18 protein-coding genes are annotated in these 20,888 nt (G+C 63.6%); 9 read left to right on the top strand and 9 right to left on the bottom strand.

The window, feature by feature from the left end:
• Window positions 1-475 precede the first annotated feature (475 nt).
• On the bottom strand, window positions 476-1,318 hold the full coding sequence (locus AB5J62_RS24425; protein WP_370942262.1) for an IclR family transcriptional regulator: 843 nt from the start codon (window positions 1,316-1,318) through the stop codon (window positions 476-478).
• 1,068 nt (window positions 1,319-2,386) lie between these two features.
• Entirely contained in the window at window positions 2,387-2,833 is a 447-nt protein-coding gene (locus AB5J62_RS24420; protein WP_370942261.1) for an NUDIX domain-containing protein, read from the bottom strand.
• Between the two features lie 850 nt (window positions 2,834-3,683).
• On the opposite strand from AB5J62_RS24420, the gene AB5J62_RS24415 reads away from it, so the two are divergent.
• The 5 genes from AB5J62_RS24415 (at window position 3,684) to AB5J62_RS24395 (ending at window position 8,139) form a co-directional block, all read left to right on the top strand.
• Window positions 3,684-4,586: a hypothetical protein gene (locus AB5J62_RS24415; protein ID WP_370942260.1), complete on the top strand. Its 903-nt coding sequence runs from the start codon at window positions 3,684-3,686 to the stop codon at window positions 4,584-4,586.
• 53 nt (window positions 4,587-4,639) lie between these two features.
• Window positions 4,640-5,839, top strand: a complete 1,200-nt coding sequence (metK, locus tag AB5J62_RS24410; protein ID WP_370942258.1) for a methionine adenosyltransferase — start codon at window positions 4,640-4,642, stop codon at window positions 5,837-5,839.
• 266 nt (window positions 5,840-6,105) lie between these two features.
• On the top strand, window positions 6,106-6,426 hold the full coding sequence (locus AB5J62_RS24405) for a hypothetical protein (RefSeq protein ID WP_370942257.1): 321 nt from the start codon (window positions 6,106-6,108) through the stop codon (window positions 6,424-6,426).
• Window positions 6,427-6,649: 223 nt separating this feature from the next.
• Window positions 6,650-7,093 (top strand): hypothetical protein, encoded by a 444-nt coding sequence (locus AB5J62_RS24400; RefSeq protein WP_370942256.1) that lies wholly within the window; start codon window positions 6,650-6,652, stop codon window positions 7,091-7,093.
• A 101-nt stretch (window positions 7,094-7,194) separates the two neighbouring features.
• Window positions 7,195-8,139 (top strand): alpha/beta fold hydrolase, encoded by a 945-nt coding sequence (locus tag AB5J62_RS24395; protein WP_370942255.1) that lies wholly within the window; start codon window positions 7,195-7,197, stop codon window positions 8,137-8,139.
• Window positions 8,140-8,176: 37 nt separating this feature from the next.
• On the opposite strand, the gene AB5J62_RS24390 is transcribed toward AB5J62_RS24395, so the two are convergent.
• The 3 genes from AB5J62_RS24390 to AB5J62_RS24380 are packed head-to-tail and all read right to left on the bottom strand — an operon-like array spanning window position 8,177 to window position 12,047.
• Window positions 8,177-9,244 carry a 2-oxoacid:ferredoxin oxidoreductase subunit beta gene (locus AB5J62_RS24390; RefSeq protein WP_370942254.1) on the bottom strand — a complete coding sequence of 356 codons (1,068 nt, stop codon included), beginning with the start codon at window positions 9,242-9,244 and terminating at the stop codon, window positions 8,177-8,179.
• On the bottom strand, window positions 9,241-10,185 hold the full coding sequence (locus AB5J62_RS24385) for a 4-(cytidine 5'-diphospho)-2-C-methyl-D-erythritol kinase (RefSeq protein ID WP_370942253.1): 945 nt from the start codon (window positions 10,183-10,185) through the stop codon (window positions 9,241-9,243). Before AB5J62_RS24385 ends, AB5J62_RS24390 begins: the two co-directional genes overlap by 4 nt.
• Complete coding sequence (locus AB5J62_RS24380; protein WP_370942252.1) at window positions 10,182-12,047, bottom strand: 2-oxoacid:acceptor oxidoreductase subunit alpha; 1,866 nt, start codon at window positions 12,045-12,047, stop codon at window positions 10,182-10,184. Before AB5J62_RS24380 ends, AB5J62_RS24385 begins: the two co-directional genes overlap by 4 nt.
• A 190-nt stretch (window positions 12,048-12,237) precedes the next feature.
• Here AB5J62_RS24380 and AB5J62_RS24375 point away from each other — a divergent pair, with 190 nt between their 5' ends.
• Complete coding sequence (locus AB5J62_RS24375; protein WP_370942251.1) at window positions 12,238-13,095, top strand: BTAD domain-containing putative transcriptional regulator; 858 nt, start codon at window positions 12,238-12,240, stop codon at window positions 13,093-13,095.
• 30 nt (window positions 13,096-13,125) lie between these two features.
• Here the strand turns inward: AB5J62_RS24375 and AB5J62_RS24370 are convergent, their stop codons facing one another.
• The 4 genes from AB5J62_RS24370 to AB5J62_RS24355 form a co-directional block, all read right to left on the bottom strand.
• Window positions 13,126-14,076, bottom strand: coding sequence for a terpene synthase family protein (locus AB5J62_RS24370; protein WP_370942250.1), 951 nt, complete (start codon window positions 14,074-14,076; stop codon window positions 13,126-13,128).
• Window positions 14,077-14,300: 224 nt separating this feature from the next.
• Window positions 14,301-14,729: a nuclear transport factor 2 family protein gene (locus AB5J62_RS24365; RefSeq protein WP_370942249.1), complete on the bottom strand. Its 429-nt coding sequence runs from the start codon at window positions 14,727-14,729 to the stop codon at window positions 14,301-14,303.
• A 28-nt stretch (window positions 14,730-14,757) separates the two neighbouring features.
• Window positions 14,758-16,101, bottom strand: a complete 1,344-nt coding sequence (locus AB5J62_RS24360) for a cytochrome P450 (RefSeq protein ID WP_370942248.1) — start codon at window positions 16,099-16,101, stop codon at window positions 14,758-14,760.
• Window positions 16,102-16,225: 124 nt separating this feature from the next.
• Entirely contained in the window at window positions 16,226-16,675 is a 450-nt protein-coding gene (locus AB5J62_RS24355; protein ID WP_370942247.1) for a nuclear transport factor 2 family protein, read from the bottom strand.
• Window positions 16,676-17,068: 393 nt separating this feature from the next.
• Here AB5J62_RS24355 and AB5J62_RS24350 point away from each other — a divergent pair, with 393 nt between their 5' ends.
• From AB5J62_RS24350 to AB5J62_RS24340, 3 genes are all read left to right on the top strand, one after another.
• The gene (locus AB5J62_RS24350) at window positions 17,069-18,403 is read left to right on the top strand and encodes a cytochrome P450 (RefSeq protein ID WP_370942246.1); all 1,335 of its coding nucleotides are present in this window, start codon (window positions 17,069-17,071) and stop codon (window positions 18,401-18,403) included.
• 89 nt (window positions 18,404-18,492) lie between these two features.
• On the top strand, window positions 18,493-19,884 hold the full coding sequence (locus AB5J62_RS24345) for an FAD-dependent oxidoreductase (protein WP_370942245.1): 1,392 nt from the start codon (window positions 18,493-18,495) through the stop codon (window positions 19,882-19,884).
• Window positions 19,833-20,846: a hypothetical protein gene (locus tag AB5J62_RS24340; protein ID WP_370942244.1), complete on the top strand. Its 1,014-nt coding sequence runs from the start codon at window positions 19,833-19,835 to the stop codon at window positions 20,844-20,846. The genes AB5J62_RS24345 and AB5J62_RS24340 overlap by 52 nt, the downstream gene beginning before the upstream one ends.
• The last annotated feature ends 42 nt before the right edge of the window (window positions 20,847-20,888 follow it).

Below are 20,888 nucleotides of genomic sequence, written 5' to 3'. Positions count from 1 at the left end.
CACCGTCTGTCGTTGTGCTGAATCGGAGGGTTCCGGCACAAGCGTGCGCGAGCGGCTCGTCGAAGCGCGGCGTGCCGCGGTCCGGGGTGGGCACGGATTGACGGCAGGATGCGCCGGCTTCACGCCAGGCGCTCTCGAGACGGATAGTTCGGCGTCGTACTTCGGGCACGAGTTCTTCCCTGTGCGTCACGGCGCTCTTACCACGTTGGCTCGCGTGTGGGTAGTGGTCATTCCAGTCGCGGCCACGCTTTCGCGGAAGTGACGGCAAGTCTTCGTGGCTCAAAATCCGATCGGGTGAATCGCGATGTATCGCTGGGTAGCGAACTTCGCACTGTGTCATTCTGGCACAGTGGGGTGAATCACTGTCTGGTGGTCGTTTTGCGAGCATTCCCACGCACGTTTTCGGTTCCGGGTCTTGTCGGGTAAACGTTTACCGAAGTTCGCCGATCTTGCGTGGCCGAACGCAACAGTGTTTCTATAGGTCGTCTTTCGATCGCCTGGCCGGTCGCCTTTCACGTGGCCTTGGGAAAGGTGGGTGGGAATTTGCATATTCGTCTTCCTGTTGTCCCGAGTCGGCGTGATGGGCGCGCAGGTCCTGTGAAATTCGGAAGGCGATGCGGCGCATCAGGGGAACAATCGCCGCGCTGACCGCGCCGGCTGGGCCGCTGACCGACAGTGCGACGTGTGGTGTCGTCGAATGATCGACCGGCACCGGAACAGCGAGACAGGACACCCCTTCCATGTACGTGTTCGCGCTGTGTGCGATGCCGAGCTTGCGAATCTGTCCGAGTACGGTTGGCCGGCCAGAGGTGTCCCTGTCGACGAAGTCCTTGTTGTAGGCCAACAAAACTCGCCCGATTGCAGTCTGTTGGGAAGGGGCCTGGTCGGTGTGGAATGACGGAGTGTGAATCGCGCGGTGTCCGTAAACTCGATTGGCGTAGTGAACCCAGGTGCCGTCCAGTATGCCGACACTGCTGGTAAGCCCGGTGAGCTTGTGTAACTCAGTCAGGTGGGCCGTTGATTCGTGTCGCAGTGTGTTCATGAACTCGACATGGTGGTGATTCTTTCCAGTAAGGTGACTGGCGGGCACGTAGCCGAGCGAACCCGCTTCCACCATGTTGTGGTGTAGCAAGGTGGCGAGTAAGCGGTGTACAGTGGCCTTGGCCAGGCCGGTGCGCTCGGCCAGTTCCGTGAGCTTGAGCGGCTCGTCGTCACTGATCAACTGGTTCAGCACCGTCAGGGCCTTGGCGACCGCGCCCAGGGAGGCTCCTTCGGTTGGCCGCGATGAGATTGAGGAACTCAGTACCGACTGATCCATGTCATCTCCTTTTGGCAAAGTCGTCGTCAATCCCTCGATGAATAGCGGTATGCGTTCCAGGTGGAGGTTCGGTCGAGTCGTCCGCGGGGCTCGACCGGTCGCTGATGTGGGGTGAGTGCCCGTAGGCACCTCACTAATTGCCAGATGCTCTGTCGTAAGCGGACTTCGAGGAGTGTAGTCATCCTATCCGCTCACGGGCGAGACTCGATATGCATTCGAGTTCTATCGCCGACTCTGTGCGCTATCCGCCTCGGCGGTCGGGCGAGCTTCTCAAAGACCCGATTAGGGTACGTCGATCGCGGTGCGCTTACTTTGAGTCTCACTGAATGCTCGGTTGCAACGACGCCGTAACGTTCACGGCCCGTGATCCAACGAGTTGTTCGTCAGGCATGCGACGGGCAGCCTGTCCGGCTGCGCCACGTCTGACCTGGAGAAATGCCTGGCCGCGTCGATGTCGTGGCTGGCGGCTGAAGGGCTTGGAGGCATCCTGCTCGCGCTGCGCCGCGGGGTGGCGGGGCTGACTGTCGAACCCGAACTCACCTTATTCGTGGTCGATCGCACTTCCGGCTGGAGGGCATTCGGAGAATGCTGACGACGAAAGTGCTTGCAGGAGCGATGGGTCGGTAAATTACACAATTTCATCTACCTGGGCGAGCGCCCCAGTTGTTGAGAGGTGGCTTTGGTCAACATCACTGCCCTTTTGGGCGGTCTGGCCTACGGGCAGACTTCGGCGACCTGTCTTCTCTGCTTAGCGGTGACTGCGACTAGACGAACTTCTCGGAAAAACCTGTCAGTTGCCCGGGAGTGGTTGGGGACCGGCGAAATCTCGACGCCGTGGACCGTTTGCATGCAATTCTTGAACACTGTTCATCGTTTACGCGTGCACGCGTGAACTCCTGCCGGTGGCCGAGGCCACAGGCGTCGCCGCCGCATGGTCATCTCGCGCACGGCGAGCTGCACGCTCGTTCAGCTCGGGCTCGACGTCAACGGGCGGCGGGTACCGGTCAGCCCATGATTTCGCCGCACCAGTGGATGACGCCCAGTCACACTCGGCGGTGGGATTGTTGCTCACCAGCCGCGCAATGAGAACGGCTGCCCGGCCTGAGCCATGGTGATCGCGTCCGCTACGCACGGGATCACCATGGACGGGAGTGTGTCGGGTTTTGCCCAGTGCAGCCCGGCGCACAACTCGGGTTCCCGGTTGGTCGGCTCGCCACTCCAGTGCAGCGCCTCGAAGAAGACGATGACGCGCGCCTGCGCGTCCGCGTCCCGCTGATGCATCACATGGGCGAAGCGGAGCATGTGCGGTTCGACAAGTACGTCCACCTCCTCTCGCACTTCCCTGACCGCGGCCTCGACGAACGACTCGCCCTGTTCCACGTGTCCGCCGGGTGTGCTGAGGCTCCCGTCGGCGTAGCCCGTTCCGGCGCGTTCCAGTAGCAGCAGTGCGCCATCATCGCGCTGGACGAGTACGCACACGCCGATCGGGCTGGAATACCGCGAGTTGTCGACCATGTTGCCCCTTTGCTCGCCGCCGAATGCACGTTGTCCAGAAAGAGACGGATTGGCGCCTGCGCTGCACTCCGCAGCGGGGCACATATCGGCGAGGTTAAATATATCGAATAATCGGGTCGCGTTCGCATGGCTCCGGGCACGCGGTCGCCCATTTCGACGTTTTCGCTATCCGAACCAGGAGTGGGTTCGCCATCGTAGCCATGTGCAGGTAGGCCGAGTGGGCGGTGTTCCGGGGGGTGAAACCGAAGTTTGGTCTTCAGCATGCTCGGCCGTACCTTTTGGTGAGACTGATGGCAAGAGGAATGACGAACCAACGATGACTGTGGTGAAGTGTGAGCGTGGAGCGCGCTGTCGAGCGTCCCTGCCGCGCAGCGGTCTTGTTTGCCTGCGGGGGACGGCGTGATGGGGAGCTGGGAGCAGGTCTTCGAAGAGCATGTCCGCGATATGCTCACGGGGTACCCGGACCCCAGGGAATTGGGTGAGAAACGCTATTGTGCACCTACGGTCTCGATTCTCTTGGTATGGTTGAATTGGTCTGCAGTGTGAGTTCACCTTCGAGTTCGCTGACGATGCGATGGTCTCGGCGAATTTCAGGACCCCGAGGGTGCTCTGGAACGTTGACCGGACATTGACACATGAGACATTTCCTCCAATGACTGGTCCGATCAGGTGGCACCGTCATGAGCGAGCCTCGTCCAGCTCTGTTCGTGGCCCGGGCGGCGAGTTCGCGCACCTGACAGTGCCTTCGGGGGAATCGGCGCTCATGACGTCCTTGGCGCGGCTCGCCTAGGCGAGCCGCGCCAAGGGAGCTTGAAAAACGAGGCATGGACGAGAACATCGGAGGTGTCTCATGGCGGTGCGCGACACGTCGTTCGTGCGGCTGCTCAAGCCGCAATGGATGAGCGATGACGTTCACCCGGTCAGCTTGCTTCCGTCGATCATGCCGGCGCTGGGGGCCAAGCTACGCTCGGTGGACAACACCAGTCGCTGGGTCTTCCAGCGACTGGGCGACGAGCGTGGCGGGCACGTCGGCCTGTGGTTCGTGACAAGGCACGATGTTTTGGCGGGTCTCAGCCTGTGGCTGACGGAGATTGCCGAGCGCGGTCGGCTCACGATCGACACTGTTCGCCAGGTGAACCCGATCGAATACTTCGGCGAGGATCCCGAGATCCCCATCGCGCTCGCTGAGGCGTCAAGCGAGCTGGCACTTGGACTGATCGACTACGCCGCGCTCCGCGCGGACACGCGTCTGCTGGTTTCGATGCACCAGTTGCACCACATGATGAGCTTGCTGCGAGGCGACCAAGCGGCGTTTCTCTTTCACTGCTGGCAGAACTGGTCCCGTGCGTTTTCCCCGCTGGAACGGGTCGGCCTCGTCCAGGCGGCGAACTGCTGGGCGCCGGGCCCGGTCATTGCGAAGTCTCCTCACGGCTATTGGCAACGTTACGAGCTGAGGCTACGCGAGATCGCCGAAAGCCGTTCCTTGGCCGGACATATTTTGCTCGAGGATGCATGGAAGACCCACAACCGCCTTGATGCGGACGCTCAAACCCAGGCGTTGGCCGCTCTCCTCCTCCGGCGGGTGCTCCTGATGCGTGATCCGTCTTTGACGCCACGAGCCTTCTGCGCCTGCCGGAGCGAGCAGGCTGAGCCGATGGCGGCCGGTCAAGGCATCCCGAGGCAAGAAGCGGCCGGACGTCGGTCGGCTGCGGGTCGAGGACGGCTTCTCAACAAGAGTGTCGCTCGCGATTGACTCAGGTTCGATGCGAACAGTGAACATTGGATTCCAGAAAGGATTTGGCCACGATGACGAGCAGCAGGTTGTTCACCTCGGAGTCGGTGACCGAGGGCCATCCCGACAAGATCTGTGACGCGATCAGCGACTCGATCCTGGACGGGCTGCTCGCGAAAGACCCGCGCAGCCGTGTCGCGGTCGAAACGCTGATCACCACCGGGCAGGTGCACGTCGCGGGCGAGGTGACGACCGAGGCCTACGCCGACATCCCGACGATCGTGCGCGACGTGATCCTCAAGATCGGCTACGACTCGTCGGCCAAGGGCTTCGACGGGAACTCGTGCGGCGTCAACGTCGCGATCGGTTCGCAGTCGCCGGACATCGCGCAGGGCGTCGACACCGCGTACGAGTCGCGGGTGGAGGCGGCCGAGGACGAGATCGCCCGCCAGGGTGCCGGTGACCAGGGCCTGATGTTCGGCTACGCGTGCTCGGACACGCCTGAGCTGATGCCGCTGCCGATCGCGCTGGCGCACCGCCTGTCGCAGCGGCTGACCCGGGTGCGCAAGGACGGCGTGCTGCCGTACCTGCGCCCGGACGGCAAGACCCAGGTGACCATCGAATACGCCGGTGACCAGCCGGTGCGTCTGGACACCGTGGTCGTGTCGACGCAGCACGCCGACGGGATCGACCTGGAGTCGATGCTCGGTGTCGACGTCCGTGAGCACGTCGTGTCCCCGGAGATCGCCGCGCTGGACATCGACACTTCGAACGTGCGGCTGCTGGTGAACCCGACGGGCCGGTTCGTGATCGGTGGCCCGATGGGTGACGCCGGGCTGACCGGTCGCAAGATCATCGTCGACACCTACGGCGGCATGGCCCGGCATGGTGGTGGCGCGTTCTCGGGCAAGGACCCGTCCAAGGTGGACCGCTCGGCCGCGTACGCGATGCGCTGGGTCGCGAAGAACGTCGTCGCGGCGGGGCTCGCCACGCGCGTCGAGGTGCAGGTCGCGTACGCGATCGGCAAGGCTTCGCCGGTCGGTCTGTTCGTGGAGACCTTCGGTACCGAGACCGTCGACCCGACGAAGATCCAGCAGGCGATCTCGGAGGTGTTCGACCTCCGTCCGGCCGCGATCATCCGTGACCTGGACCTGCTGCGCCCGATCTACGCGCCGACCGCCGCGTACGGTCACTTCGGCCGCCCCGAGCTGGGCCTGCCGTGGGAGAGCACCGCGCGTGCCGAGGCACTCTGTGATCTCGCGAGCGGAGCCTGAACCATTTATGGACCGATTCAGCAATACTTGCGACAGTTCACCCTAGCGGGCGATGGCACTTCAGCCGTGCACCCGGATGGCCGATACCCCGGCTTGATTTGCACTTAAGAAACCGCCGATGTGCGCGGACTTATTGTCCATACTTTCGTATCTATCGGGCATAGGGGCCGTAAAACATGGACGCGGAGACCAAGCTGTGCTGACATCGTGGGGTCACGTCATGGCGAGGTAGGTCGGCGTGGCACACATCGACCGAGGGAGATCGCGTGACTGGCGAATTTGCGGAAGCGGACTCCGCTGTTGACGTGTCGCTAAGGCTGGCTACCGGCGATTCGTTGGAAGCGGTTTCAGATGTCGTCGACGAGCTGCTCGCGATCTTAGGCGTAGTGCGGTTCTGGCACGCGCTCAATGTGCTTCTTCGGCACCGGTCTCGTTTTGAGCTGATTCTACTTGATGGCTACGACGAGCAGTTGCTGTTCAACGCCGCCTTCGTCGAACAGGTCGCTCCCGGTCGGCTTCAGCGGGTGTCGGCAGAGCTGCCAGCGCACATCGAGGCACTGAGAGCGGCCAAACGGGACGCGGTGTGACCCTATCGCGGGTGCCGCGGTTGTCCAAGCAGGACATGCTTTCATCGGGAAAGGCCGCAGTATTTTCCCGGCGTCAATATGCGACGCGGGGCGGTTGACCGGCTATCGCCGGAGTCGTCAAGTCGGGCAGTGCGCTTCACCGGACAGACAGGAAACAGGCCTTCGTCGCCATGGTCGGCTCCGCGGGTGATAAGGCAGTGATGAACAACTTGAGGAGTGCACAGTGATGGTCGTCGTCTTGCGTCTCGTCGCGGCATTGGGGCTGTTGGCGTCATCCGGAGTGCACTTCTACCTGTGGATGATGGATGGCACGGGCATTGTCGGCCCGCTCTTCCTGCTCAACGGGGCCGCTGGGGTGGTCATCGCACTGCTGCTGCTGTTCCTCCGGCATCGGGTCACCGCCCTGCTGACACTGAACTTCGGTGTGGCCACACTGGCCGCTTACATCCTTGGTTCGACGCTGGGCATAGCAGCTCAGCGCAACCACTTCGACACACTGCCTGAACAGGTAGCGGCGCTCAGCGAAATCGCCTGTGTCGTGTGTGGATTCGTGCTGGCCCGCAGTCAGCGGCGGGATTCCGTCGCTGACTCCGAGCCGGCGGGCAAGATCCGCCCGGCTCCTGTCGACGGGGAAGTGATCGGGCGCCAGCTCGAGAATCGCGAATAGGTGTTGGAACCTGGCTGGGATGTGGTCACGGCAGTGATCGCAGACAGCCGTCTTCTCAGCTGGACTGCCCGTTCGTCGACCTGGTTCGGCCCGTTCGCCTGTTGTTCGCGTGCCGTGCCGCCCTGAAAACTGGCGCGATGGCAGAAGAATGGGTTCGCGCGACCGATGGTGTCCGCATCTTCACCCGGGTGCTCGGGCGTCCCGACGGTCCGACCGTCGTGCTCGTGCACGGGTACCCGGACAACAGTTCAGTGTGGGATGGCGTGGTCGCCGAGCTGATCGACAAGTATCGCGTGGTCACTTACGACGTTCGCGGGCACGGTCGTTCGGGAAAACCCACGAAGCGGGCCGCCTACCGACGGGAGCAGCTGGCTTCGGATTTGAAAGCGGTCATCGATGCGGTCAGGCCGGAAGGCCAGGTGCACCTCCTCGCGCACGATTGGGGGTCTGTCCAGAGCTGGTACGCGATAGCCGCGCCTGAACTGGACGGCCGGGTCGCTTCCTACAGTTCGATATCCGGATCGCATCTCGAATACACCGATGTCTGGATCCACGATCAGGTCGTCGGCCGCCGATACCGTGATCTGTTCAGGCAGATCAAAGCATCGTGGTACGTCTTCGTGTTCAAGCTTCCGGTGCTTCCCGAGCTCCTCTGGCGCACGGGGCTGATGACACGGGCCATTCGCCGGATCGATCCGACCGTCGCGTCGCCGGAGTTGCCGGACGCACTGCATGGGCTCAACTTGTACCGGGCGAACATCCCGGCACGGCACAGTGTGCCGCCGGGCAAGATCGCGGTGCCGGTGCAGGTGATCGTGCCGGTCGACGACGCGTTCGTGACTGCCCCCATGCAGGTCGCTGTCGATCAGTGGGTGCCTGACTTGCGGATTTCCAGGATCGCGGGCACGCATTGGGCACCGCGGGAGTCTCCGAAGGTGATCGCGGGCATGGCGGCCGAGTGGATTGAGCACGTGGAGGCCAGGAACGCGCCGCCGTTGCCGCGTCGCATTTCCCAGCGGCGGTGGGGTACGCACCGCGGCTGGTGATGGAAGGGCCCCATCGCACAAGATCCCAGGACACGCCCTAGACCACGGTCCAGGTGTCTTTACCGTTGAGGAGTGCCTGGAGGTCGGGGGGATTCGTCTCCATCGCGGCGCGGACCTGGGCGCGGGCCTGGTCGTCGTAGGTGGGGCGGTCGACCTGGCGGAGGATGCCGATCGGGGTGTGGTTCAGGTTCTGGTCCCCGATGCGCGAGAGCGCGAACGCGTAGGCCGGGTCGACGATCGTCGGGTCGTGCACGACGAGGTTCTCCTCGCCGATGTTGGCGACCTTGCCGACTTCGAGTCCGCCCCAGCCGCCGCCGCGGGTGACGCCGTACTCCTGCTCCGGGCCGAAGCGGATCGGATCGCCCGCCTTGAGGGGGATGAGCCGCTGCGCGGCCTCGTCCTTGTCCTTGAGCACGTCGAACGCGCCGTCGTTGAAGATCGGGCAGTTCTGGTAGATCTCGACCAGCGCCGAGCCGCGGTGCTGGGCCGCGGCCTGCAGCACCTCGGTGAGGCCCGCGCGGTCGGAGTCCAGCGCGCGGCCGACGAACGAGGCCTCGGCGCCGATGGCCAGCGACAGCGGGTTGAACGGGGTGTCGACCGAGCCGTACGGGGTCGACTTGGTGACCGTGCCCTGGTCGGACGTCGGCGAGTACTGGCCCTTGGTGAGCCCGTAGATCCGGTTGTTGAACAGCAGGATCTTCAGGTTCACGTTGCGGCGCAGCGCGTGGATCAGGTGGTTGCCGCCGATGGACAGCGCGTCGCCGTCACCGGTGACGACCCACACCGACAGGTCGGGGCGCGTGGTCGCGAGCCCGGTCGCGATCGACGGCGCGCGGCCGTGGATCGAGTGCATGCCGTAGGTGTTCAGGTAGTACGGGAACCGGGACGAGCAGCCGATGCCCGAGATGAACACGATGTTCTCGCGCTTGAGCCCGAGCGTCGGCAGGAACGACTGCACGGCGTTGAGCACGACGTAGTCGCCGCAGCCTGGGCACCAGCGGACCTCTTGGTCCGACTTGTAGTCCTTGGCCTTCTGCGGCTCTTCGGCGATCGGCACGAGGGCCAGGCCGTCCAGCCGGAGTAGTGCGTGGTCGATCGTGGTCATCGGGCTACCTCCCGGAGCAGCGAAGACGTGGTGGGAAGGGCAGTCGCGCCGGGTACCGGGCCATGTGCGACGAGGGTGTCGCGGCAGGCGCCGCTGCGTCGCAGGCGCGACGCCACTTCGTTCGCCTGTGGTTGGTCTTGGCAAAGGAACACGCATGTGGGGCCGGAGCCGGACACGATGCCGGCGAGCGCGCCCGCGCGGAGACCGGAGTCCAGTGTGGCCTGCAACTCGGGACGCAAGGACAGCGCCGCGATCTGGAGGTCGTTACGCAGTACGGAAGCCAGTGCGGCCGGACTGCCCGAATGGAGAGCATCCAGGACCTCTTGGTGGGAGCGGGCGCTGGGCGTCGCGCCCGCGGCGCGCAGGTCGTCGAGACGGCTGTAGACGGCTGGTGTGGCCAGTCCGCCGTCACTCAGCGCGATCGCCCAGTGAAAGCGAGCGGGTGCGTCGATCGCGAGTAGTCGTTCACCGCGGCCGGTGCCGATCGCGGTGCCGCCGTGCAAGGTGAACGGGACGTCGCTGCCGAGGTCCGCGGCGATCTTGCTCAGTGTCGCCCGATCGAGCCCGGTCTCCCAGAGCTCGGCGAGCGCCAGCAAGGTTCCGGCCGCGTCGGCGCTGCCGCCCGCCATCCCTCCGGCGACCGGGATCCGTTTGCGCAGCACGATGTGGAGTTCGTGCTCACGGCCTCGCCAGCCCTGGTGACGCGCCAACGCGGCCGCGGCACGCCAGGCGAGGTTGTCGCCGTCGACCGGGATCGAACGAGCGCCTTCGCCGAAGACCCGCATTTCCGGGCGATCGGCGCTCCTGATGGTGACTTCGTCCGCGAGCGACAACGCTTGGTATACGGTCACCAGCTCGTGAAAACCATCTTGCCGCAGCGGGCCCACCGCGAGCACGAGATTGATCTTCGCCGGAACTCTGACGGTCACCGAGTCGCTCATCGCATTTCCCCGAGGAAGATGTCCTGTAGCTCTTCGGCTTTGAAAGCCATACCGCTGACCTTGGTGAAACTGTGCACGTCCACGAGGTACCTTGCTTTCAAGAGCATGGCGAGCTGACCGAGGTTCATTTCGGGGACGATCACCACATCGTAGGACCGCAAGACTGCGCCGAGGTTTCCCGGGAACGGGTTCAAATGGCGCAGGTGAGCCTGTGCGATGGGGTAACCGAGGTTGCGGACCCGGCGGCAGGCCGCGCCGATCGGACCGTAGGACGAGCCCCAGCCCAGCGCCAGCACTGTGGCGTGGCCGTGCGTGTCCCCGGTGCCTGCCGGAGGAGGGTCGTCGACCACCAGGTCGGGCACGTCGACACCGTCGACCTTGGCCTGCCGCAGCCGGACCATGGTGTCGTGGTTGTCAGGATCGTAGGAGATGTTGCCGGTGACGTCTTGCTTTTCCAGTCCGCCGATTCGGTGCTGCAGCCCGGGCGTGCCCGGCACGGCCCACGCGCGGGCCAGTGTGGCCGGATCCCGCAAATAGGGCATGAACGCACCGTCGGAGTTCGGCGCTGTCGCGAAGTCGGGCCGAAGATCGGGCAACTCGGTGCTGGACGGGACAGACCACGGCTCGGAGCCGTTGGCGATGGCGGCGTCGGACAGCAGCATCACCGGCGTCCGGTACTTCAGCGCGATCCGCGTCGCTTCGACGGCGGCGTCGAAGCAGTCGGCGGGGGAGAGCGGCGCGACGATCGGGACCGGCGACTCGCCGTTGCGGCCGAACATGGCCTGCAGCAGGTCGGCCTGCTCGGTCTTGGTCGGCAGGCCGGTGGACGGCCCGCCGCGCTGCACGTCGATCACGACCAGCGGCAGCTCGGTCATCACCGCCAGGCCGATCGTTTCGGACTTCAGTGCGACACCGGGGCCCGAGGTCGAGGTGATGCCCAGCGCGCCGCCGTAGGAGGCGCCGAGCGCGGCGCCGATGCCGGCGATCTCGTCCTCGGCCTGGAAGGTGAGGATGTTGAAGTTCTTGTGCTTGGACAGCTCGTGCAGGATGTCCGAAGCAGGGGTGATCGGGTAGGTGCCCAGGAAGATCTGCAGCCCCGACTTCTGCCCGGCGGCGATCAGGCCGTACGCGAGCGCGGTGTTGCCGGTGATCTGCCGGTAGGTGCCCTGGTTGAGCTTCGCGGGCGCGACCTGGAACGTGGTCGCGAACGACTCGGTCGTCTCGCCGTAGTTCCAGCCTGCGCGGAAGGCCAGGATGTTCGCCTCGGCGATGTCCGGCTTCTTCGCGAACTTCTCGCGCAGGAAACGCTCGGTGCCCTCGGTCGGCCGGTGGTACATCCAGGACAGCAGGCCCAGCGCGAACATGTTCTTCGCGCGCTCCGCGTCCTTCTTGCCGATGCCGGTGGGTTCGACCGCGCCGATGGTCAGGGTGGCCATCGCGATGGTGTGCACTTGGAAGCGGTCGAATTCGTCTCCGTCGAGAGGGTTCTTGTCATACCCCGCTTTCGTCAGGTTTCGTTTGGTGAATTCGTCGGTGTTGACGATCAGGATGCCGCCGTCCGGCAGATCGGCGATGTTCGCCTGGAGCGCGGCAGGGTTCATCGCCACAAGCACGTCGGGGCGGTCGCCCGCGGTCAGGATGTCGTAGTCGGCGAAATGCAGCTGAAACGACGAAACTCCGGGCAGAGTGCCTTGCGGCGCCCGGATCTCCGCGGGGAAGTTCGGCATCGTCGACAGGTCGTTGCCGAATGTCGCGGCCTCCGAAGCGAACCTGTCGCCCGTGAGCTGCATACCGTCACCTGAATCGCCGGCGAAGCGGATCACCACCCGATTCCGCTCGATGACCTTCGCGCCGTTGCTCATGTCGTGCGCTCCTTTCACCATCATTACCATTCCCGCAGCGGCTGGATCGATTTCTTGACGGAACCTGACAGGCCCACGGTGCGGAACAAGCGGATGCGGTGCGCGGACGGACTGCGTAGATTTCATGGTTGCCGGTCTGGACAGGACTGGCGCGAATGGACTGGCATCCATCGGCTCGAAGGTGGTTCGCATGGACACGCGCGTGCAGTTGCTAGGCCCCGTCCGCGCTTGGTCGGGGGAGACCGAGGTGCTGCTGGGGCCATCCCGGCAGCGGGCGGTGTTCGCGGTACTGGCGGCGAGCGCGGGCCGGATGGTCAGCCGTTCGGAACTGGTCGACGCGCTGTGGGGTGACAGCCCGCCTGCACAGGCGGCGAACAGCCTGTACACCTACGTTTCGCGGCTGAGGCGCTTGCTACGCGCCTCAGATGGTGCGGTGATCGAGTCCGCCGGCAGCGGCTATCGGCTGGCGATCGATCCGGACTCGGTCGACCTTGGCGCGTTTTCTCGACTCCGCCGCGCCATTGACGAAGCGCGGCGGAACCACGGCCTGAGCCGAGCCTGCGAGCTGATCGACGAAGCGCTGGCACTGTGGCAGGGGCGGGCGTTCGGCGACGTGGATGGGCCTTTCGCGGACACACAGCGGATACATTTCGAGGAGCTGCGCCTGGAGTTGGTAGAACGCCAGGCGGGATTCAAACTCGAATGTGGACGCCCGGCCGAGGTCGTCACCGATCTGTCGGGAGTGGTCCAGCGTTACTCGAGCCGGGAGTCGCTGCACTGTTTGATGATGGTCGCGCTCTACCGTGCCGGGCGCCAGGCCGACGCACTCGCCCTGTACCAGGAAACGCGCAGGCACCTTGTCGACGAACTGGGGTTGGAGCCGGGTGCCGCGCTTCGGCGCGCGCACGAGGAGGTGCTCAGTGGCCACGCCGACGCGCCGGACTGGCACGCCCGCTACACACCGGAGCAGCTCAAGGATCTGCTCGAGGCGCTGCGCGCGGCCGATCTCGACCACGCCGACGGCCACCTGAGTCCAGAAGCGGCATGATCCGGGGTCGCACGCCTGGCGACCAGCCGATCAGCGCGAGGTCGAGCCGAGCAGATCCGCGGTGAACTCCGGGGCGTGGCCGGGTGCGGCCTCGTCCATTTGAAACAGCCGGCTGTTCGGCCGCAGATAGTGCATGGGAACCGCGATCGCCCAGGCCTGCCAGGCGTCCACCGCCCGCTCGACGGTGGCGAACATACCGGCGCCCTGTTCTTTCGCGGCGGACAGCACATGCGCACGCCTCGACGGCAGCCGGTGGACGAGCCGGACGATCTCGGCGGTGACCCGCTCTGTCGCCTCACCCCTGGGAATGCCATCGAGGTGCTGCCGCACGAGCACGTAGTTCATCGGGTCTACCTGCGCGGCGTCGCGGTCGATGCCCAGCACGTCGTTCGTCCACGTGGTGAAGTCGTTGAGATCGTCGGCGTACGAGCGGCACGTGGAGCTGTAGCGAAGCCAACCTGGGATCTCGATCTGTTCGCATGCTTCGATGATGTCGAACACCATGTCGGCCGCGCCCGCTTTGCGCCGGACCTCCTTGAAGTCTTCCAGGTCCGGGAACGTGCCGGTGAAGCGGTACCCGCACTCCTGCCGCTGGGCGGCGAACACCTCCTCGGCGTGGATGACGTATCGGTGCCACCACTCGTCCGAGACGTACCTTTCCGTCCGGCGGCTGAGATCCGCGATCGCGGCGACCAGGCCGACACTGTCGTCGCGTACGCCCCGCCCTCGGGTGTGGAGAACCTGCTTGACCTGGTCCTGCAGCGCGTTGAACTCCTGCTGTCTCCCCGTGACGACAGCAAGGTCTTGCTGGTCGTCCAGCAGGAAGTAGTAGGTAAACCATTCTGAGAACAGCGCCAGCGGCTCCGGCGCCGCGGTCGTGCAGCCATACGACAGCAGATCCGGGTAGGCCAACTGGTCGAACCGCCGCTGATTGCCGGTGGTGCCGATCAGCCCGAACCGGTTGGCCCATTCGCGAGTCATCCGGTGTGCCGTCGCTATGTGCTTGTTGCGCTTATCCGGAATGTCGGCTAGTCGTACGCCGAATGCGCTCATGCGATCAGAAATCATCGAGTACCCCTGACTTGATTTCATTGTCAGACGGTGAGCAGCTCTGCGGGAAAGGCAGCGGTATCCTTGGCGAGGTCCACGTTGGCGGACTCGTCATCCCGTCAGGCCGAACCGTTCGGTCTGACACGGTCTTACTCTCACGCTGTGCCCATCGGCGCTGTGGGGGCTGCGGCTTGCAGATGTTTCAGGATCTGCGCCTGTCCTTCGTCGAAGAAGTCCGTCCACTCGGCGATCAGGCCGTTCCGCACCACGAAATGACCCATCACCTCGAGCGTGACCGGCAGACCGTCGCTCTTCCACAGCCACTTTTCGATCCGCCGGTTCATCACGAGCCCGCCGCCCATGACAGACGCGACAACCTCCACGGAGAGGTTCGTGACATGCGATGCCAGCGTCTGCACTCCCACTCGAATCGCATGATGGCCGACAACGGCAGGCGGCAGTGCCACGTTGAGGTATCTCGCATTCGCGGCACAATAGGCAGCGACCCTGTCCGCATCACTTGCGCTGAACGCATTGAGCATGTTGTTCACGACTTCGATCGGCGACAGCTCGACTCGCGGCATCGGGACCTCCAGTACCGTGGAAGATGGTTCAAGAACGACGCTTGAACGCACGCATGGAAAGGCCGAGTGGGGTCAGTGGCAGTCGCAGTCCGGACTTGATGTCGTCCGATTCGGACTTCAGCTCCCACTTGCTCAGGATCGTCGCCAGCGACAGGACTGACTGGACTCGCCCCAGCCCTTCGCCAAGGCACTTCCGTGGCCCAGCGCCGAAGGGGATCATGGAGATGCGATGGCGTTGCCCTTGAGGGTCGCTCTCCCACCTGTCGGGGTTGAAGGTCTCAGGATCCTCGTGAGAGTCAGGGCGGTGGTGCAGCAGGTACGGGCTGAAGACGATGTCGGTTCCGGCGGGGAAGAAGTGCTGTCCCAGTGAACTGTCCTGCATGACCGTGCGAGTGAGGAACCAAGCGGTCGGGTATAGCCGCATGACCTCGGTGACCACTTGGGTGGTGTAGGTCAGTTCCTGGAGGTCTTCGACCGTCGGGAGCCGATCGCCGAGTACGGCGTCCAGTTCCGCCTGAACCCGTTTGAGCACGGCGGGGTGCTGAGAGAGCAGGTGGAAGGCCCATCCGAGAGTATGCCCTGTCGTGTCGGCCCCGGCGGCGAACACGGTGAAGATCTGCGCGCTGATCTCCTCGTCGGAAAGGGTCGTGCCGTCTTCCTCGTCGCTGGCACGGATGAGGTAGGAGACCAGATCGTCCTCGCCGCCGTTCATCCGGTACTCGCCGACGGTCCGCCGGAACAGCTGCCGCAGCCTGCTGCTGGCGTTCTTGTAGCGGATGTTACCTGGAATGGGCAGGATGTCGAACGGGGGCGGCAGGAGGATACGCCAGAACATTCCTCCCATCGAAACCTCGACATCCTTGACAGCCTGGACGATCGCGTCGTCGGACAACCCGCTGATCATCAGCCTGACCACGCTGCGTGCGCTGACGTCGCGCATGTCCGACATGATGTCGACAGGCAGGCCGTTCTGCCAGTGGGAGATGACTGTGTCGATTTCGGTTCCGATAACGGAAGCGAACCGGGCGTGGTTGGACTTGCCGAAAACAGGCTGCAACATACGCCGCTGCCTGCGGTGATCTGAATGAGGACACACGGCGACGCCGTTGCCGAGTACTTCGCGCATGTTCTTGAAGATCGGCCCGCCTTTGTCGAACGTGCTGTCATCCAAGAGCATGTGATAGGTTACATCAGGGTCGCATACCACATACCCTTTCCAGGGGCCAATGCGGATTCGTACGATTTCTTCGGTGGAGTGTGACAATGTGCGCAGGAAGCCCAGCGGGTTTCTGATCAGTGAGACAAGGTGCCCGAGCACGGGTACCGCGCCAGGTGCGTCTGTTATGGCGGGCTCGGCTAAAGGTCGAGACATGCCTGCTCCCTATCGCATATTACTCAATTGCATACTGCTCAGAGTCGCAATAATGTACTGGGCAGCGTAGGCCTGGGAAAGCAGCAGTAGCAGCTCGTCCCGCTGCAGGGTGGATATTCGCTTGCTACTGAGAAGCGGCCGCTGCCGCTTCGAGGTGCTTCACGATCTGCGCCTGGCCGTCGTCGAAGAAGTCCGCCCACTCGGTGATCAAGCCGTCCCGTACCACGAAGTGGCCCATTACTTCGAGTGTGATCGGCGTACCGGAACTCTTCCACGTCCAGGTGTCGTACCGCCGGTTCATTACGGTGGTGCCGTCGGTCACTGAGGCCACCACGTCGGTGGTGACGTCCGCGGCCAGGTCGATCAAGCCGTTGATGGCCGCGGCGATCGCGGCCCTGCCGACGGTGGCCGGCGGGAAAGGGATGTTGAGGTAGACGCAGTCTTCACTGCAGTAGGCGGCCGCCTTCTCGCCGTCGCCTTCGCCGAACGCGTAGATCATCCGGCTGACGACGTCGATGGGGGACAGCCCCATGTTGCCTGTTGGGACGGCGCCGCTGGTTTCGACCTCGGACATGTACGGCCTCCTCGATCGGGATTCATCGGAGCCTTGCGCCAGCCTGTTCAGGTGGGGCGGGGCCATGGACGGCAGCCTGACAGGGAAGACCTGGTCCTGCACTTTCGGGTTCCGTCAGATGGAACAGCTGTCGAGAGTGGCTACCGCTCGCCCGCGGGCGAGCGGTAGCGGACTGTCCGCGCCGCGTGGCTGTTCCATCAAGCGGAATCGTCGGTCGTTATGAGACTTTCGCGCGGTGTAGGATTCGATTCAGCCGATTGGCACAGAGACACGAAAATGATCAGCAGGCACCGTCGTCAAGCATTAACCACAATGGAGTGCGTTTAGGTCTCGCGCCCCGTCAATTCGAACTCCCTGCCATGCCGGAAGGGAGAACCAGATGATGGAGAAGATATGTCGCAGCTAGCCGCTGATACGGCCATCGTCGACGCGCCTGGGGCAATGCCCCTGCTCGGGCACTTCGTCCCGTTGATCAAGAATCCGACGGGTCTCCTTCGTTCGATGTCCAATTCCGGTGAAGGAGTTCTGCGAGTACGAGTCGGCCCCTGGAAGGGGTACATGGTTTGTGACCCCGAACTGACGCATCAGATGCTGCTGGACGACCGCACGTTCGACAAGGGCGGCGCGGTCATGAAGAACATTCGCGATGTGACCGGAAATGGTATCGCGGTCTGCCCGCACGCGGATCATCGCAAACAGCGACGGATCATGCAGCCGGCATTTAACAAGTCCAACCATGCACGGTTCGCCTCCGTCATCGGATCGGAGCTCGGTGATGCGCTCTCCGTGTGGCCGGAGGGCCAGCTGATCGACATCATCTCCGAGATGCGGACCGTCAGTGCGCGCAGCGTGATCAAGCTGATGATCAGTGGGCTCACCGAGGCTGAGCTGGAACACACCGTGGAAGACGTCAAGGTCACGATGGCGGGTATGTTCTGGCGCACGCTTCTGCCGCCACCGTTCGATATCCTGCCCATACCGGGAAACGTGCGATTCAAGAAGTCTATCAAGCGGGTGCGGAAGCAGTTTGGGTCGATCGTCGACACCTACCGTAAGCAGGGGGGTGGGGATGATCTCGTCTCCTACCTCGTCCGCGTGAGTGATGATGACGGTGGCAGCCTGACGGACGAGGAGATCAGCGCGCAGGTGTACACGGTGTTCGCCGCGGGCGCCGACTCCACGGCCCATGCGCTCGGGTTCGCGCTGTACCTGATTGCCAAACATCCGGATGTCCTTCGCAAGGTCCAGGCTGAGGTTGACGCCATTCTCGGGGACCGGGTTCCGACGGTGGATGATCTCGATGCGCTCACCTACACGACCCAGGTCATCACCGAGACCTTGCGACTTTACCCGACTTCGTGGTTCCTCTCGCGAGTCTCGACCGCCGAGGCGAAATTGGGGAACTATCGAATCCCCAAGGGCAGTGACTTGATCTTCAGCCCGTTCGTGGTGCACCACCGCCCGGAAACCTGTCCGGATGTCGAGAGGTTCGACCCTGACCGGTGGGCGGGCGACCCGCAGGGGATGAAGAGCAGGCTCACGCTGGTCCCGTTCGGGTCCGGCCCGCGCAAGTGTCTCGCGGAGGGACTGGTCAGGCTTCAGGCGGTGCTTTCTTTGGCGATGATGGTGCGCAGGTGGGAACTGCGATCAGAGTCGGACGACATTCGCTTCGGACTGCGCCTGCCCTTGTCGCCGCTCGGCCTGAAGATGCGAGCTTTCAAGCGCTGACCTGCCTGCCGGGCGATGAGCCGGGTGATTCGCGGTCGTGTGGGTCCTGCGTGCCGGATCGGCGGGATGGGAAATCGAGGTTGTCGCTCATGCGCAGGCGTAGTGAACATGCAGTGGTGGTCGGAGGCAGTGTAAGCGGCCTGCTGGCGGCGCGAGTGCTTTCCGACCATTTCGAACACGTGACGGTGGTGGAGCGCGACACGGGCGACGGTGTGAACGCGCGTCGTGGAGTTCCGCAAGGGGCGCATCCGCACACTTTGCTTTTCAAGACGTCGATGCTGCTCGAGGGCTTGTTCCCGGGGCTGGGGAACGAGTTGGTCGAAGCGGGCGCATTACGCGTGGGCTGGCTGACCCAATGTCGGATGAACTTTCATGGGCATAAATTGCACCAATCCGACATCGGGTTGACCAGTCTGTGTGCCACGCGGCCGTTTATCGAGCACGTGATCCGCGGTCGCGTGGCGGCCATCGGCAATGTCGAGTTCAAGATGGGCTGGGATGCTGTTGATCTGCGGACGACAGGCGGCGGAGAGTCGATCACCGGGATCACAGTCAGAGCGCAGGACACAGGCAACGGCTGTGTCCTGCCCGCTGATCTGGTGATCGATGCCTCTGGGCGCTCCCCTCGGTCGCAGGTCTGGCTGAAGAAGCTGGGCTATCCGCGCCCGCGGGAGGATCAGGTCTCCATCGGTCTCGCGTACGTATCCCAGCTCGTGCGGATGGACCTCGACTCGATTGACGGCGATCGTGTACTCGCGACATTGGCCAGGCCGACCTGCCCTCGAGGCATGTACCTGTTCGCGCAGGAGGACGGCAAGTGGATGCTCACGATGTACGGCTACGGAGAGCATCGTCCCTCGCGGGAGAACTTCTTGGACGAGGTTCTCGAGTTCGCGCCCCCCGATGTGCGAGCCGCTGTCCAAACCGCGGAGTTCCTCGGCGAACCGCAGGTGCATCAGATTCCGAAAGTGTTCCGCCGGCGGTACGAAGAACTCGGTGCCTTCCCGCATGGATTGCTCGTGGTGGGCGACGCGCTGAGCACCATGAACCCGGTATACGGAACAGGAATGATGTGTTCGGCCGTGCAAGCCGTGCTTTTGCAGCGTGAACTGGCGTTCGGATTCAGTCCGGGCCTAGAACGGCGTTTCTTCGGGCATGCCGCGCGTGCGATCGTGGCACCGTGGACGCTGAGCGTGCTGGCCGATTCGGGGATGCCTGGAGTGCAGGGGGCGAAAATACCGGGGGCGGCGTTAGCCAATGGCTATCTGCGCCAGCTGGCCGCCGGAGCCGAGCGCGATCCGTTGCTCGCGGCAACGCTTGTCGGTGTTCTCGGCAACGTCAAGTCGCCGGCCGAGTTGGCGCGGCCCAGCGTGCTTTGGCGTGTCTTCCTGGCTGGGTTCAGTCGCCTGCGGCAGCGGAAGGAACAGAAGTGGGCGACCCGGAACGGCCGAGCCGTGTCGATGCAGAGGAGTCGATCGTGACGAGCTTTACCTTGGCTGAGCTGGAATGTCCATTTCCGTCCATGCCTCACCCTGATCAAGCTGCCGTTGAGAACGCTGTCATCGACTGGATGTGGAAAAGCGGCTACCTCGTGAGTGCGGACGACGAACAGGCGGTACGGAATTCTGGCATCGGCCGGCTGGGAGCATGGGCTGCGCCACGTGCGGACGTCAATGGTGCGGCGATGCTGGGCAATTGGCTGGTATGGCTGTTTCTGATGGATGACGAGATCGTCGAGCCTGCTGCTCATTCGGGGGAGCTGGAGGTTTTCGCGCACCACGCGCTCCACTGCCGGAAAGCACTGTACGGAGACCCTTTGCCTGAGGATGCGGGAATGCATCTAGAGGTATTGGCGGAGCTTCGCGCTCAACTTTTCCGCAGGGCCAGCAATGAATTGGCCGTGCGAATCACCGACGGCATCAATGATCTTATGCTGGCCCTGGCTTGTGAGGCTATTTTCCAGACGAATTCGTCTATGCCGACACTAAGCGCATATTCGACTATTCGCGAGTCAACTGTGACAATGCGTGCGGTGTGCATGGCGATATCTTCTGTGGTGCAGAACTGTGAGCTCCCTGGAGTGCTCTGGGCCCGTCCGGAGATTCAGGAGCTTGAACGGCTTGCTTGCCGGATCATTGGTTTTACCCATGACTACTACTCGGGCCCGCGCGAACTTGAGCGCAATGATGGATCCGTCAACTTCATCGCCGTTCTCATGGAAGATCATCGGATCACGGCGCAGGAAGCGCTCGACGTGCTCGCTCAGATGAACGCCGCTGAGACGCATAAGTTCCAGCGACTGGCTGAATCGATTCGGCAAGCCGGTGATGAGGCGGTGTGCGACTTCGTCACCGTGCTGGAGCGCTGGATCCGCGGGAACTACGACTGGAGTCGCGAGTGTGGCCGTTACCGTTTGACCGACGAACTGGCGAGCGCAGAGTAGGTGTGGTCGAGACAAATCGGCTGTTGGCGGACATGGACGGAG

This window comes from Amycolatopsis sp. cg5 (genome assembly GCF_041346955.1).
Lineage (GTDB): Bacteria > Actinomycetota > Actinomycetes > Mycobacteriales > Pseudonocardiaceae > Amycolatopsis.
The sequence above is the reverse complement of the archived record's forward strand: the minus strand, read 5'-3'. Positions and strand labels throughout refer to the sequence as shown.

Coding starts and splice junctions, on each gene's coding strand:
- AB5J62_RS24425 (WP_370942262.1), bottom strand. CDS start 1,318: ATGGATCAGTCGGTACTGAGTTCCTCAATCTCATCGCGGCCAACCGAA.
- AB5J62_RS24420 (WP_370942261.1), bottom strand. CDS start 2,833: ATGGTCGACAACTCGCGGTATTCCAGCCCGATCGGCGTGTGCGTACTC.
- AB5J62_RS24415 (WP_370942260.1), top strand. CDS start 3,684: ATGGCGGTGCGCGACACGTCGTTCGTGCGGCTGCTCAAGCCGCAATGG.
- metK (WP_370942258.1), top strand. CDS start 4,640: ATGACGAGCAGCAGGTTGTTCACCTCGGAGTCGGTGACCGAGGGCCAT.
- AB5J62_RS24390 (WP_370942254.1), bottom strand. CDS start 9,244: ATGACCACGATCGACCACGCACTACTCCGGCTGGACGGCCTGGCCCTC.
- AB5J62_RS24385 (WP_370942253.1), bottom strand. CDS start 10,185: ATGAGCGACTCGGTGACCGTCAGAGTTCCGGCGAAGATCAATCTCGTG.
- AB5J62_RS24380 (WP_370942252.1), bottom strand. CDS start 12,047: ATGAGCAACGGCGCGAAGGTCATCGAGCGGAATCGGGTGGTGATCCGC.
- AB5J62_RS24375 (WP_370942251.1), top strand. CDS start 12,238: ATGGACACGCGCGTGCAGTTGCTAGGCCCCGTCCGCGCTTGGTCGGGG.
- AB5J62_RS24370 (WP_370942250.1), bottom strand. CDS start 14,076: ATGACTCGCGAATGGGCCAACCGGTTCGGGCTGATCGGCACCACCGGC.
- AB5J62_RS24365 (WP_370942249.1), bottom strand. CDS start 14,729: ATGCCGCGAGTCGAGCTGTCGCCGATCGAAGTCGTGAACAACATGCTC.
- AB5J62_RS24360 (WP_370942248.1), bottom strand. CDS start 16,101: ATGTCTCGACCTTTAGCCGAGCCCGCCATAACAGACGCACCTGGCGCG.
- AB5J62_RS24355 (WP_370942247.1), bottom strand. CDS start 16,675: ATGTCCGAGGTCGAAACCAGCGGCGCCGTCCCAACAGGCAACATGGGG.
- AB5J62_RS24350 (WP_370942246.1), top strand. CDS start 17,069: ATGTCGCAGCTAGCCGCTGATACGGCCATCGTCGACGCGCCTGGGGCA.
- AB5J62_RS24345 (WP_370942245.1), top strand. CDS start 18,493: ATGCGCAGGCGTAGTGAACATGCAGTGGTGGTCGGAGGCAGTGTAAGC.